The 14,476-nt window shown below is 72.7% G+C and carries 11 protein-coding genes; 8 read left to right on the top strand and 3 right to left on the bottom strand.

The annotated features are described in order from the left end of the window. Positions 1-30: 30 nt before the first annotated feature. Positions 31-723, top strand: coding sequence for a PepSY domain-containing protein (locus DQ392_RS04040; RefSeq protein WP_114014071.1), 693 nt, complete (start codon positions 31-33; stop codon positions 721-723). A gap of 114 nt (positions 724-837) precedes the next feature. On the opposite strand, the gene meaB is transcribed toward DQ392_RS04040, so the two are convergent. Together meaB and DQ392_RS04030 are read right to left on the bottom strand one after the other, a co-directional pair. Continuing rightward, positions 838-1,794 (bottom strand): methylmalonyl Co-A mutase-associated GTPase MeaB, encoded by a 957-nt coding sequence (gene meaB, locus DQ392_RS04035; RefSeq protein ID WP_114014070.1) that lies wholly within the window; start codon positions 1,792-1,794, stop codon positions 838-840. 111 nt (positions 1,795-1,905) lie between these two features. Continuing rightward, entirely contained in the window at positions 1,906-3,105 is a 1,200-nt protein-coding gene (locus tag DQ392_RS04030; protein WP_114014069.1) for an acetyl-CoA C-acetyltransferase, read from the bottom strand. A gap of 135 nt (positions 3,106-3,240) precedes the next feature. On the opposite strand from DQ392_RS04030, the gene mce reads away from it, so the two are divergent. The 7 genes from mce to DQ392_RS03995 all read left to right on the top strand — a co-directional run bounded on the left by mce (position 3,241) and on the right by DQ392_RS03995 (position 13,782). Then, complete coding sequence (gene mce / locus DQ392_RS04025; RefSeq protein ID WP_114014068.1) at positions 3,241-3,681, top strand: methylmalonyl-CoA epimerase; 441 nt, start codon at positions 3,241-3,243, stop codon at positions 3,679-3,681. Positions 3,682-4,160: 479 nt separating this feature from the next. Continuing rightward, a complete protein-coding gene (scy, locus tag DQ392_RS04020; protein WP_114014067.1) occupies positions 4,161-8,219 on the top strand; it encodes a polarized growth protein Scy in 4,059 nt (1,352 codons plus the stop codon). Positions 8,220-8,345: 126 nt separating this feature from the next. Beyond that, positions 8,346-9,296, top strand: coding sequence for a coiled-coil domain-containing protein (locus tag DQ392_RS04015; protein ID WP_114014066.1), 951 nt, complete (start codon positions 8,346-8,348; stop codon positions 9,294-9,296). Positions 9,297-9,454: 158 nt separating this feature from the next. Next, the gene (locus tag DQ392_RS04010; protein WP_114014065.1) at positions 9,455-10,585 is read left to right on the top strand and encodes an ABC transporter ATP-binding protein; all 1,131 of its coding nucleotides are present in this window, start codon (positions 9,455-9,457) and stop codon (positions 10,583-10,585) included. Continuing rightward, entirely contained in the window at positions 10,585-11,355 is a 771-nt protein-coding gene (locus DQ392_RS04005) for an ABC transporter permease (RefSeq protein WP_114014064.1), read from the top strand. The genes DQ392_RS04010 and DQ392_RS04005 overlap by 1 nt, the downstream gene beginning before the upstream one ends. Before the next feature lie 133 nt (positions 11,356-11,488). Next, positions 11,489-12,784 (top strand): ABC transporter ATP-binding protein, encoded by a 1,296-nt coding sequence (locus DQ392_RS04000; RefSeq protein WP_114014063.1) that lies wholly within the window; start codon positions 11,489-11,491, stop codon positions 12,782-12,784. Beyond that, entirely contained in the window at positions 12,781-13,782 is a 1,002-nt protein-coding gene (locus tag DQ392_RS03995; protein ID WP_114014062.1) for an ABC transporter permease subunit, read from the top strand. The genes DQ392_RS04000 and DQ392_RS03995 overlap by 4 nt, the downstream gene beginning before the upstream one ends. 34 nt (positions 13,783-13,816) lie before the next feature. Here the strand turns inward: DQ392_RS03995 and DQ392_RS03990 are convergent, their stop codons facing one another. Beyond that, on the bottom strand, positions 13,817-14,179 hold the full coding sequence (locus DQ392_RS03990; protein WP_114014153.1) for an ATP/GTP-binding protein: 363 nt from the start codon (positions 14,177-14,179) through the stop codon (positions 13,817-13,819). Between the last annotated feature and the right edge of the window lie 297 nt (positions 14,180-14,476).

Genomic DNA, 14,476 nt, shown 5'->3' with positions numbered 1-14,476 from the left:
AGCAGCCGAAGAACTGAGGAGTCGAACGTCATGAAGCGCAAGGTCATCATCGCAACCGTCACCGCGGCCGCGCTGGTCGGAGGTGGTACGGCGACGGCCTTCGGGGTCGCCGGAAGCGGCGGCGCGGAAGGCAAGCCGGCCTCCTCGTCGCAGTCGCACACCCGCTCGGTCGCCCACGATGACGACCGGGGTGACGGCCACGACGAGGACCGCGGGGACCGCGACGGCGACGGCCAGGACGGCGACCGCGCCGACAAGGCCGAGGACACCGGCGCCGCGGACGTCTCCTTCGACCGCGCGGCCCGGTCCGTGCTCAAGGAGGCCCCCGGCAGCATCACCGAGCTGGAGCTGGACACCGACAACAACAAGCTCGTGTGGGAGGCCGACGTCCTCGGCAAGGACAACAAGTGGCACGAGGTGAAGATCGACGCCGCCAAGGGCGACGTCGTCACCAACCGCGTGGACACCCACAAGGACGACGACCGCTCCACCGTCCGCGCCGCCGGCCTCGACGCCGCCGAGGTGGGCAAGAAGGCCGCCGACGCGAGCAAGGGCGCCACCGTGACCTCCGTCAGCCTGGAGGACGACGCCGACGACGGCGCCGCCAAGGGCCACTGGGAGGCCGAGACCGTCGACAAGCAGGGCACCGAGCACGAGCTCGTCCTCGACGGCGCCTCCGGCAAGGTGCTCCACCACGAGAGCGACCAGGGCGACGACGACTGATCCGCCGGATCCCGGCAGGTCAGCCGGTCACACCGGCGGACGCGGGCGGGCGGGTGACACCAGGTCACCCGCCCGCCCGCCCGTATCCGTGCCCGTCCTGGCCGACGGAGGGCGTCACCCCTCGGTGACCCCCTCGACCAGTTCGTCGGCGGCCGCGTACGGGTCCAGCGAGCCGGCGGCCACCCGCGCGGCGAGCGCGTCCAGCCGCTTGCCGCCCCGCAGCTCGCCCATGCGTTCCCGCAGCGCCGTCAGCGCGATGTTCTCGATCTCCTTGGCGGCCCGCGCCGCGCGGCGCTGTGCGAGCACCCCGCGCTCCTCCATCCAGCCGCGGTGCTTGTCCAGCGCCGCGACCATCTCCTCCACGCCCTCCCCGCGCGCCGCCACCGCCTTGACCACCGGCGGTCGCCAGTCACCCGGACGGCGGGCCTCGCCCAGGCCCAGCATGTGGTTGAGCTCCCGGACGGTCGCGTCCGCGCCGTCCCGGTCGGCCTTGTTGACGACGTACGCGTCACCGATCTCCAGGATCCCGGCCTTCGCCGCCTGGATGCCGTCCCCCATGCCGGGCGCCAGCAGCACCACGCTCGTGTCGGCCTGCGCGGCGATCTCCACCTCCGACTGGCCGACGCCCACCGTCTCGACCAGGACGACGTCGCAGCCCGCCGCGTCCAGCACCCGGATCGCCTGCGGCGCCGCCCACGCCAGGCCCCCCAGATGGCCGCGGGTGGCCATGGAGCGGATGTAGACCCCCGGGTCGGAGGCGTGCTCCCCCATCCTGACCCGGTCCCCGAGCAGGGCACCGCCCGAGAACGGCGAGGACGGGTCCACGGCGAGCACGCCCACGCGCCTGCCCTGCGCGCGGTACGCGCTCACCAGTGCGGACGTCGTCGTCGACTTGCCGACCCCCGGAGAACCCGTGAGCCCGACCACGTACGCGTTGCCGCAGTGCGGGGCGAGGGCGGCCATGACCTCGCGGAGCTGCGGGGAGGCGCCCTCCACCGCAGAGATCAGCCGCGCCACCGCGCGCGGCGCCCCCTCGCGGGCAGCCGCGACCAACGCTGCGACATCCACCATTGCTCGTACAGCTCCGTTCCTGTGGCTGTGACCAGGCATTCTCCCCGGCTCCGAGGCTGGCCGGCCCGGAGGGAACCGGGCCGGCACCCCAGGTGCGGGGAGAGAACCTTCTTACGGCACGCGGACGAGCAGCGCGTCGCCCTGACCGCCGCCCCCGCACAGGGCCGCGGCCCCCAGACCGCCCCCGCGCCGCTTCAGCTCCAGCGCGAGATGCAGCACGATCCGCGCCCCGGACATCCCGATCGGGTGTCCCAGCGCGATCGCGCCGCCGTTCACGTTCACCTTTTCGGGGCCAACTCCCAGGTCCTTCATCGACTGGTGCGCCACCGCGGCGAACGCCTCGTTGATCTCGATCAGGTCGAGGTCCTCGACGGAGCCCCCCTCCTTCTTCAGCGCGTGCGCGATGGCGTTGGAGGGCTGCGACTGGAGCGAGTTGTCCGGGCCCGCCACGTTCCCGTGCGCGCCGATCTCCGCGATCCAGGAGACGCCCAGCTCCTTCGCCTTGGCCTTGCTCATCACCACGACGGCCGCGGCGCCGTCGGAGATCTGCGAGGACGAACCGGCCGTGATCGTGCCGTCCTTGGCGAAGGCGGGGCGCAGCCTGCCCAGCGACTCGGCCGTCGAGTCGCCGCGGATGCCCTCGTCCTCGGAGACGAGCACCGGGTCGCCCTTGCGCTGCGGCACCTCGACCGGGGTGATCTCCGCCGCGAACAGCCCGTCGCGCTGGGCGGCGGCGGCACGCTGGTGGGAGCGGGCGGCGATCTCGTCCTGCACGTCGCGCGGGATGCCGAGGCGGGTGTTGTGCTTCTCGGTGGAGGCGCCCATGGCGATGTTCTCGAAGGAGTCGGTGAGCCCGTCGTGGGCCATGGCGTCGAGCACTTCGAGTGAGCCGTACTTGTAGCCCTCGCGCGACTTGGGCAGCAGGTGGGGGGCGTTCGTCATGGACTCCTGGCCGCCGGCGACGACGACGTCGAACTCACCCGCACGCACCAACTGGTCGGCCAGCGCGATCGCGTCGAGTCCGGAGAGGCAGACCTTGTTCACGGTCAGTGCCGGCACGTTCATGGGGATGCCCGCCTTGACCGCGGCCTGGCGCGCCGGGATCTGCCCTGCCCCGGCCTGTAGCACCTGGCCCATGATCACGTATTCGACCTGGTCCCCACCGATTCCGGCCCGCTCCAGCGCCGCCTTGATGGCGAAGCCGCCCAAGTCGGCACCGGAGAACGACTTCAGCGAGCCGAGGAGCCGTCCCATGGGCGTACGGGCGCCCGCGACGATCACGGAGGTGGAGCTGCTGGGAGTGGCAGTCATGAGGTTCCCTTCCGGCGGGGAAGTTAACGAGGGTTACCACTCAAGATACTGAGCGGTACCTGTCCGGGTCACCGGTCGGTGAGTGTGACCGTGCGCACGTTGCGTAACCGGGTGAGGAGCGCTGCACTGTTGCCCATGCTGACGCGTATCGACCACATCGGAATCGCCTGCCGGGACCTGGAAGCCACCGTCGACTTCTACTCCCGCACCTACGGCTTCGAGGTGTTCCACACCGAGGTGAACCAGGAACAGGGCGTCCGCGAAGCCATGCTGCGGATCAACGGGACGGACGACGGGGGCTCCTCCTACCTCCAGCTGCTCGAACCCATCCGGGACGACTCGGCGGTCGCCAAGTGGCTGGCCAAGAACGGAGAGGGCGTCCACCACATCGCCTTCGGCACCGCCGACGTCGACGGTGACGCCGCGGCCATCCGCGACAAGGGCGTCCGCGTCCTCTACGACGAGCCCCGCCGCGGCTCCATGGACTCCCGCATCACCTTCCTGCATCCGAAGGACTGTCACGGGGTGCTCACCGAACTGGTGACCTCGGCCGAAGCCCAGGGCGAACCGCACTGACGAGCCCACCAGGCCCGGCTGGGGGCCCGGGGGTCATCCCCCGGAAAAACACAGCCTGCATCCGAAGGACTGTCACGGGGTGCTCACCGAACTGGTGACCTCGGCCGAAGCCCAGGGCGAACCGCACTGACGAGACCACCAGGCCCGGCTGGGGGCCCGGGGGCCGCCCCCCGGGAAAGCACAGTCCGAACTGGTGATCTCGGCCACCCCCGGCGACCAGGAGCGGTGAGGCCCGCACGGAGGTCCGTACGGCGGGAATCCCCCGCCGCACCAACGGACCACTGACGTCCGCTTCCGGGCCCGGTAGAGTGGCCTGACGGCCGGGGCGGGCCCTCCCCACCCGAAGAGGTCTCCGGGTTGGGGGCTCGGTCCACGTTCCGCCGACGATCTGACACCATTTCCGTCGGGACGTGTCATCAAGTCCGGGGAGAGGGTTCGGATCATCTCCACGACTACCAGGGGACGGATGGGACCGCGCAGTGCGGGGCTACGACCGCTACGAGGCTGACGACCACCTCTCGCAGTTCGAGGCCGAGATGGACCGGCTGAAGAAGGAGCGGGAGAGGGCCGTCGAGCATGCCGACGACCTCGGCTACCAGGTCGAAGTGCTGCGCGCCAAGCTGCACGAGGCGCGCCGCGCACTGGCCACGCGCCCTGCCGGGTACGACAACCTCTCCCAGCAGGCCGAGCAGTTGCTCCGCAACGCCCAGCTCCAGGCCGACCAGATGCGCGCCGACGCGGAGCGGGAGCTGCGCGACGCGCGGGCCCAGACCCAGCGGCTGCTCCAGGACCAGGCCGAGGCGCAGGCCCGGCTGGAGTCCGAGCTGCACACCGAGGCCGTACGCCGCCGCCAGCAGCTCGATCAGGAGCTGTCCGAGCGCCGCGCCACGGTCGAGACGCACGTCAACGACAACATCGCCTGGGCCGAGCAGCTGCGCTCCCGCACCGAGCAGCAGGCCCGGCGGCTCATGGAGGAGACCAGGACGGAGTCGGAGCAGTCGCTGGCGCGGGCCCGTGCCGAGGCCCAGCGGCTGACCGAGGAGGCGCGGCAGCGGCTCAGCTCCGAGGCGGAGAACGCCCGCAGCGAGGCCGAGTCGATCCTGCGCCGGGCCCGCGCTGACGCCGAGCGGCTGCTGAACGCCGCCTCCACGCAGGCCCAGGAGGCCACCGAGCACGCCGAGCAGCTGCGGACCACCACCGCGGGCGAGGCGGAGAGCAGCCGGCGCGAGTCGGGCGAGCTGGTGCGGCGCGCCGAGGAGCAGATGCGGCAGGCCGAGGAGGCCCTGCGCGAGGCCGGCGAGAAGGCCGCGGACAAGCTCAGGGAGGCCGAGGACGAGGCCGGCAGGCGGCTCGCGGACGCCGAGTCGGAGAACGAGCAGCGCACCCGTACCGCTAAGGCGGAGGTGGCGCGGCTGGTGGGCCAGGCCACCAAGGAGTCCGAGGCCATCAGGGCCGAGGCCGAGCAGGTGCGCGAGGACGCCAAGGCGGAGGGCGAGCGGCTGATCGCGGAGGCCCGCGAGAAGGCGCGGACCACCACGGCCGAGGAGTCGGCGAACCAGCTGGCGCAGGCGGCCCGCACCGCCGAGGACGTGCTGACCAAGGCGTCCGAGGAGGCCAAGGCCACCACGAAGACCGCGGCCGAGGAGGCCGAGCGGCTGCGCCGGGAGGCCGAGGAGGAGGCCGACCGGCTGCGGGCCGAGGCCCACGACGTGGCCGAGCAGCTCAAGGGCGCCGCGAAGGACGACACGAAGGACTACCGCGCCAAGACGGTCGAGCTCCAGGAGGAGGCGCGCAGGCTGCGCGGCGAGGCCGAGCAGCTGCGCGCCGAGGCCGTCGAGGAGGGCGAGAAGATCCGCGGCGAGGCCCGCCGCGACGCCGTCCAGCAGATCGAGGAGGCCGCCAACCGCGCCGAGGAGTTGCTGGGCAAGGCCAAGGCCGACGCGGAGGAGACCCGCGGCGACGCCGCCACGGAGAGCGAGCGGGTGCGCACCGAGGCGATCGAGCGCGCCACGTCGCTGCGCAAGCAGGCCGAGGAGGCGCTGGAGCGGGCCCGCACGGAGGCCGAGGAGCTGAACTCGCTGGCCGAGGAGGCGGCGGAGCAGACCCGCTCCGAGGCGGACGAGGCGGCGCGCAGGACCCGGGAGGAGGCCGAGGAGGCCGCCTCGCAGCGGAAGGCCGAGGCCGAGACGGAGCTGACCAGGCTCCGCGAGGAGGCCGAGGCGAAGCTGGCCGAGGCCGAGTCGGGGCTGACGGAGGCCCGCACGGAGGCGGAGCGGCTGCGCGACGAGGCCAGGGCGGAGACCGAGCGGCTGCGCACGGAGGCGGCGGAGCGCGCGCGTACCCTGCGCGAGCAGGCCGAGGAGGAGGCCGAGCGGCTGCGCACGGAGGCCGCCTCGGACGCCTCGCAGGCCCGTGCGGAGGGCGAGTCGGTCGCCGTGCAGTTGCGCGGCGAGGCGACGGCTGAGGCCGAGCGGCTGCGCGAGGAGGCGCAGGCGACGGCCGACCGGGTGCGCGCGGAGGCCGACGCGGCGGCGGAGCGGACGAACGCGGAGGCCGCCGAGGCGCTGGGCGCCGCCCAGGAGGAGGCCGCCCGGCGTCGCCGCGAGGCCGAGGAGCTGCTGGCCGAGGCCCGCGAGGAGGCGCACCAGGAGCGCACGCAGGCCCGCGAGCAGAGCGAGGAGCTGCTGGCGTCCGCGCGCAAGCGGGTCGCCGAGGCGCAGGCGGAGGCCGAGCGACTGACGGAGGAGGCCGAGCGCCGCGCGGCGGAGCTGGTGGCGTCGGCGGAGGAGACGGCTCAGCAGGTCAGGGACTCGGTCGCGGGGCTGCGCGAGGAGGCCGAGGAGGAGATCGCCGGGCTGCGGTCGGCCGCGGAGCACGCGGCACAGACGGTGCGCAGGGAGGCCCAGGAGGAGGCGGAGGCCGCCAGGTCGCTGGCGGAGCAGACCGTCTCGGAGGCGGTGGCCGAGGCCGACAGGACGCGGGCCGACGCGCAGCGCGCCGGCGAAGAGGCCCGTACGGAGGCCGACCGGCTGCTGGACGAGGCCCGCGAGGAGAGCGCCAAGAAGCGCACGGAGGCCGCCGAGCAGGCCGACCAGCTCATGGCCAAGGCTCAGGAGGAGGCCGACCGCACCCGCGAGGAGGCGGACCGCGCGGGCCAGGAGACCCGCTCCGAGGCGCAGCGCTTCGACCAGGAGACCAGGGAAGCGGCTCAGCTCTTCGACCGGGAAACCCGGTCGGCGGCACAGCAGTTCGACCAGGAAACGCGGTCCGCCGCCGAGCAGTACGCCGCGCAGACCCGTACGGAGGCCGAGCAGTACCGGGACCGGACGCGCGCGGACGCCGAGCAGTTCGGCGAGCGGGTGCGGGCCGAGGCCGAGCAGGCAGGCGAGGAGACGCGGGCCGAGGCCGAGCGGGTCAGCGGCGCGCTGCGCGCGGAGGCCGAGCAGTTCGACCGTGAGACGCGCGCCGAGGCCGAGCGGTACGACCAGGAGACCCGGGCGGCCGCCCAGCAGTTCGACCAGGACACCCGTGCCGCGGCCGAGCGGTACGCGGAGGAGATGCGCGCCGAGGCCGAACGGCTGCGCGACGAGGCGCGGGAGGACGCGGCGGCCCGGCGCACGGAGGCGGCCGAGCAGGCCGACCAGCTGCTGGCCCGGGCCCAGGAGGAGGCGCTGCGCGCCCAGGCCACCGCGGAGGAGCAGGCGGACGCCATGGTCGGCGCCGCGCGTGGCGAATCGGACCGGCTGGTCAACGAGGCCAGGGACGAGGGGCGCGAGCTGGTCGAGAAGGCACGCTCGGACGCCGACACGCTGCTGGAGGAGGCCCGGAGCGACTCCGGCGCCATCCGCGAGCGCGCCGAGGAGCTGCGTACCCGCATCGAGGCGGAGGTCGAGGAGCTGCACGAGCGGGCGCGCCGGGAGGCGGCCGAGGCGATGCAGTCGGCCGGGGAGCGCTGCGACAAGCTCGTCCAGGCGGCCGAGGAGCAGCTGGCCGAAGCGCGGGAGAAGGCCGAGGAGTTGCGTGCGGACGCCAACGCGGAGGCGGGCAAGGTGCGCATCGCCGCCGTGAAGAAGGCGGAGGGCCTGCTCAAGGAGGCCGAGCTCAAGCAGGCGGCGATGGAGCGCGAGGCCCAGCAGTTGCGCGAGGAGGCCGCCGAGGAGGCGCAGCGCACGGTCGAGGCCGGGCAGCACGAGCTGGACCTGCTGATGCGGCGTCAGGAGGACATCAACGCGGAGATCTCCCGCGTGCAGGACGTGTTGGAGGCGCTCGAGTCGTTCGAGACGCCGGGTGCCGCGTCGTCAGGCGGCAAGGACGGTGCCGACGCGGACGCGGAGTCGCCTGCCGGCGCGGATTCCGGTGCTGGTTCCGGTTCGGGTTCCGGTTCGGGTCCGGGCGGCGGTTCCGGGGCGGGTGGCGGCTCGGGGCGCGGCTCGGGATCCGGCAAGAAGGGCGGGCGCGCCGCCGGCGCGAACGGTGGTGTGACAGCGGGCGTTGGCGCTGGTACAACTCGTTCGAGTGGCAAGGGTTCGGAGGGTTAGCCACTCGAACGAGGGCACATTCTCCAGATCAAACGCGCATAAGCTCGATGACACGCCGCTTGGACCCCTAGGATTCCCTCTATCACTCCCCCCGTCTGATAACCCGTCTGACTCGACAGGAACCCCATGAGCGACACTTCCTCCCCCTACGGCTTCGAGCTCGTGCGGCGTGGCTACGACCGCGGACAGGTTGACGACCGCATCGCGAAGCTCGTCGCCGACCGTGACAGCGCCCTGGCCCGGATCACCTCTCTGGAAAAGCGCATCGAGGAGCTCCACCTCGAAACGCAGAACGCCCAGGCTCAGGTCAACGACGCGGAGCCGTCGTACGCCGGCCTCGGCGCCCGTGTCGAGAAGATCCTCCGCCTCGCCGAGGAGGAGGCCAAGGACCTGCGCGAGGAGGCCCGTCGCGCCGCCGAGCAGCACCGCGAGCTCGCCGAGGGCGCGGCGCAGCAGGTACGCAACGACGCCGAGCAGTTCGCCGCCGAGCGCAAGCAGAAGGCGGAGGACGAGGGCGCCCGCATCGTCGAGAAGGCCAAGGGCGAGGCCACCACGCTGCGCAGCGACGCGGAGAAGGACGCCCAGTCCAAGCGCGAGGAAGCCGACTCGCTGTTCGAGGACACCCGCGCGAAGGCCGCCCAGGCGGCAGCCGACTTCGAGACCAACCTCGCCAAGCGGCGCGAGCAGTCCGAGCGCGATCTGGCCTCCCGTCAGGCGAAGGCGGAGAAGCGGCTCGCGGAGATCGAGCACCGTGCCGAGCAGCTGCGCCTGGAGGCCGAGAAACTGCGTACGGACGCGGAGCGCCGCGCCCGTCAGACCGTCGAGACGGCGCAGCGGCAGGCCGAGGACATCGTCGCGGACGCCAACGCCAAGGCCGACCGGGTGCGCAGCGAGTCCGAGCGCGAGCTGGCCGCTCTCACCAACCGCCGCGACAGCATCAACGCGCAGCTGACCAACGTGCGCGAGATGCTGGCCACCCTCACCGGTGCGGCCGTGGCCGCCGGCGGGCAGGCGGGCGACGAGGCGGCGGACGAGGAGTCGGCGGGCCGCTCGGTCCCCGCCCAGCAGTCGCGCTGACGCCTCTCCGGCCCTCCGGGAACACGGCTCCAGGACAGGCAGCTCCCACACATGCGGAACGCCCCCACCGGACGGTGCGGGGCGTTCCGCGTGTGTGAATGGTGTGCGGATGGTGCGTACGAGTGGCGAGCGTGGCGGGGGCACCGTAGCGTCGAAGAATGATCGAGCTGCGGGACCTGACCAAACGGTACGGGGACAAGACAGCCGTCGACGGTCTCAGCTTCACCGTACGGCCTGGTACGGTCACCGGCTTCCTGGGCCCGAACGGCGCGGGGAAGTCCACCACCATGCGGATGGTGCTGGGACTCGACGCCCCCACCCGCGGTGACGTGCGCATCGAGGGCAAGCACTACGGCGAGCTGAAGGAGCCGCTCAACAGCATCGGCGCGCTGTTGGAGGCCAAGGGCGTGCACGGCGGCCGCAGCGCCTACAACCACCTGCTGTGCATGGCGCAGTCCAACGGGATTCCCGAGCGCCGGGTCGGTGAGGTGCTGGAGATGGTGGGCCTGCACGACGTGGCCCGCAAGCGGCCGAAGGGCTTCTCACTGGGCATGGGGCAGCGCCTCGGCATTGCGAGCGCCCTGCTGGGTGATCCGCGCATCCTGATGTTCGACGAGCCCGTCAACGGCCTCGACCCGGAGGGCATCCACTGGATCCGCACCCTGATGCAGCATCTGGCCCGCGAGGGCAGGACGGTGTTCGTCTCCAGTCACCTGATGAGCGAGATGGCGCAGACCGCCGAGCACCTGATCGTCATCGGCCAGGGCAAGCTGCTGGCGGACACCTCGATGTCGCAGTTCATCGCGGAGAATTCCCGCACACACGTTCGCGTCCGTACCCCCGAACCCCAACGGCTGCTGGACGTCCTCACCACCGAGGGGCTGCGGCCCGCGGCCGGCGCGCAGGGAGCGCTGGAGGTGGACGGCGGTGACGCCGCACGCATCGGCGAACTCGCCGCGGCCCACCGCATCGTGCTGCACGAACTCAGCCCGCAGCGGGCCTCGCTGGAGGAGGCGTTCATGCGGCTGACGGCACAGAGCGTCGAGTACCACGGACACGCCCCCGGCGGCGTCCAGGCTCCGCCGGAAGGCGCACAGGTCGCACCCGGAGCCCCCCAGCCCCCACCCGAAGGCCCCCAGGCCCCGCCAGGAGGCACACAGGCCCCGCCAGGAGCTCCGCAGGCACCGCCGCCGGGGGGTCAGCAGGCTCCGCCTCCGGGAGACCCGCAGGGCCCGCCCCCGGAGGGTCCTGGCTGGGGCGAGGACTGGCAGCGTAGGAGGCGCCGCTGATGAGTCACACCACGCGCGTCCTCAAGTCCGAGTGGACGAAGGTCCGCTCGGTCCACTCCACGATCTGGACCCTCGCCGCCGCGGTCGTCGTCTCCATCGGGCTCGGCGCACTGATCTGCGCGGTGACAGCCTCGACCTTCGACGACATGTCGACCGTCAGCCGGCGCACGTTCGACGCCACCTACACCAGCTTCGCCGGCATGAGCCTCGGACAGCTGGCGATGATCGCCTTCGGCGTACTCGTCGTCTCCGCCGAGTACAGCACCGGCATGATCCGCAACTCGCTGGCCGCCGTACCGCAACGCGGCACGTTCCTGTGGTGCAAGGTGCTGGTCGCCGGGCCACTCGTGCTGGTCGTCGGCCTGATCACCAGCTTCTGCGCGTTCTTCCTCGGACAGGCGCTCCTCGGCGAGCACGGGGTGGGCATCGGCGACCCCGGGGTGCTGCGCGCGGTGGTCGGCGGCGGTCTCTACATGGCGCTGATCGCCCTGTTCGCCGTCGGCATCACCTTCGTCCTGCGCAGCCCGCTGCTCGCGTTCGCCATCCTGATGCCGTTCTTCTTCCTCGTCTCGAACATCCTCGGCTCGGTGGAGGCCACCAAGAAGGTCGGCCAGTACCTCCCCGACCAGGCCGGCACCACCGTGATGTCGGTGGTCCCCGAGGCGCTGGACCGCCCCTACGGCCCCTGGGAAGGACTCCTGATCATGGCTGCGTGGACGGCGGCCGCGCTGATCGCCGGATTCGTCGTCCTCAAGAAGCGCGACGCCTGACCCCGCCCCCGGCCGGGCGTCCGGCCCCCGCCCACGACCGAGGGGCCGCCTCATGGAACCGAACAGGTCTCTCGTAACCTCCTAGGCCATGTCCGGGGGCACGTGAGCCCCGAACTGCGTCCAGGGGCAAAGGATGATCGAGGCATACGGCCTGACGAAGCGCTACGGCGCCAAGACGGCCGTGTACAACCTGTCCTTCCAGGTGCGGCCGGGGGCCGTCACCGGATTCCTGGGGCCGAACGGCTCAGGGAAATCGACCACCATGCGCATGATCCTGGGGCTGGACGCACCGACGTCCGGGCAGGTCACCGTGGGCGGGCACGCCTTCAGAGGGCTCCCCAACGCCCCACGCCAGGTCGGCGCCCTGCTCGATGCCAAAGCCGTGCACGGCGGCCGCAGCGCGCGCAACCACCTGCTCTCCCTCGCGCAGCTGTCCGGCATCCCGGCGCGCCGCGTCGACGAGGTGCTCGGCGTCGTCGGGCTCCAGGAGGTCGGCAAGAAGCGTTCCAAGGGCTTCTCGCTCGGCATGGGGCAGCGCCTCGGCATCGCCGCAGCGCTGCTCGGTGACCCGCAGGTACTGCTGTTCGACGAGCCGGTCAACGGCCTCGACCCCGAAGGCATCCTGTGGGTCCGCAACCTGATGAAGCGCCTCGCGAGCGAGGGCCGCACGGTCTTCGTCTCCAGCCACCTGATGAGCGAGATGGCGCAGACCGCCGAGCACCTCATCGTGATCGGCCGCGGGCAGCTGATGGCCGACATGTCCGTGACGGAGTTCATCGCGCGCAACTCCGTCGGCTTCGCCCGCGTCCGTACGCCCGACAGCGAGCCGGAACAGCGCGACAAACTGGTCGCCGCGCTGCACGAGGCGGGCGGGCAGACCCAGCCGGAAGAGGACGGCGCGCTCCGCGTCACCGGCCTGGAGCTGCCCCGCATCAGCGACCTCGCACACAGCGCCGACGTGCGGCTGTGGGAGCTCTCCCCGCACCAGGCCTCGCTGGAAGAGGCGTACATGCGGCTGACCCAGGGCTCCGTCGACTACCGCTCGACGGCCGACATGCGCACGGGTCTCCAGCAGCCCGCGGGCGCTCCCGCGATGGCAGGGGCACCGGCCATGGCAGGGGCACCCGCCGTGCCCGGCGCCGCACCGCAGCAGGCGGCCGTGCCCGGCATCGCCGCGGCACCGCAGATGCCGCCGGGGCAGCAGGCGGCGCACGCGCCGGCCCACGGCGCTGCCGCGTATCCGGGAGGCCCGCAGGACGCCCCGCAGCCGGGTGTGCCCGGCGGCGGCACGCTGCAGATGCGCGCGCCGCAGCCCGGCACCAACCCGTACGCCGCCGACGCCCCGGCAGCACCCACGGCTCCCCCGGCGGGCCCCGCGGCCCCGGGCATGCCAGGCGGCGCCACGAACGAAGGCGAGGACGCCCGATGAGCACCCAGCAGCACAACGGCCAGGCGGCCCCCGCCCAGCCGGCGGCCGCACACATGCCCGCACCCGCCGGAACGGTCCCACCCGCCGGTGCGGGCGCCGGGCAGCAGCCGGGGCAGGGGCAGCCGGGCCAGGGCCACTGGCCGGGCGGCATCGCCCCCTACAGCTCCCCCATCCCGATGGCGCGCACCAACCTCGGGCACGCGCTGGTCTCGGAATGGACGAAGATCCGCACCGTCCGCTCCACCGTGTGGACGCTCGGCGTGATGTTCGCTCTCGTCGTCGGCATCGGCCTGCTCTCCGCCGTCGGGCTGAGCGGCGACTTCACCGGGATGCCGCTGCTCTCCAGCGGCCTGTTCGGGCTGATGCTCGGGCAGATCTGCGTGATCACGCTCGGCGTGCTGGTCGTCACCTCCGAGTACGGCACCGGCATGATCCGTACGACCCTCACCGCCTGCCCGCAGCGCGGAAGGGTCCTGCTGGCCAAGGCCACGGTCTTCTTCCTGCTGGCCTTCGTGATGACGACGCTCGCCTGCGCCCTCACCGCGCTGATCAACTCCGCGCTGCTGAGCGACCAGACGCTTCCCTCGTACGAGAGGGGCAGCGAACTCGCCGACTCCTTCGAAGGAGGGAAACTCGTCGCCTCCGGCAGCGAGTGGCTGGGTGCCACGGTGGGCGCCGGACTGTACGTGGCGCTGCTGGGCCTGCTGTCGCTGGCGGTGGGCGCCCTGCTGCGGCACTCGGCGGGAGCGATCACCACCATGATGGGCGTGGTGCTGCTGCCGCTGCTGATGGCGATGTTCATGGCGGGCAAGGCGTTGCAGGACGTGCGGGACTTCCTCATCGAGTACTCCCCGCTCAACGGCCTGGCCTCCCTCTACCGCATCCCGATGACCACCGACCAGGACGCCACGGGCTGGCCGCTGCTGGGCGGGCTCGCAGTCGTCACGCTGATCGTCTTCGCGGCGGCGTACGCGCTGCTGAACAAGCGCGACGTGTAGGGGATAGGAGCCGTCCGGGACACCGACGCCCCCTTCAGTACCGGGGGGCGTTGCGGGACCGCTGGAGCCTGGCGCTCCGGCGGTCCCGTGCGTTCCAGCAGGCTCCGTGCCAGTGGCGCCGGTCGGAGACATCGCCGAGCAGCGGCCAGGCGACGACGTGCGGGACGCCGGGGGTGATCTCCTGGTCGCAGCCGGGGCACCGGTAGCGCTTGAGCGCCGCTCCTCCGCTTATCCGGCGGACCGCCCACTCCTCCCCCCGCCAGTCCTCGGTGCGCTCCAGGCCGAAGCGCTCGCGGCCCTCGCGCCCGTCCTCGTCACGACGCGCCCCGGCGCCGGTGCGGGCGGCCTTTGCTGGTTTGGCGGCACCGCTGCGGGAGCGGTTTCGACGCGGGGACACGTGGGGCACCTCGGTGGGTCGGCGACGGTGGACGGCGGACGGCTCCTCGCCGCTCCGGGGCTGCACGCTTCAGCCGCGGGCCCGGCGGTGGCCGTGTGCCATCCAGCCTACGCACGCCGTGGAGTGCCGCTGTCGGTTGTCCACAGGCGGGCCCGCGTTGCCGTTCATCACACGAATCGGATCAGGGGCCGTGCCTTTGGCACGTGTCGGGCGTTAGTGCTGGATGAGGTGTCCGGTCCTGCGGACACGCGGCCCGGACCACGCCGTCGGTCGCGGGCCCATCGAGGGCGGTGGGAA

Origin of the sequence: Streptomyces reniochalinae, from assembly GCF_003323735.1 — a bacterium.
Classification (GTDB): domain Bacteria; phylum Actinomycetota; class Actinomycetes; order Streptomycetales; family Streptomycetaceae; genus Streptomyces; species Streptomyces reniochalinae.
This window is presented reverse-complemented; position numbering and strand designations above follow the sequence as displayed.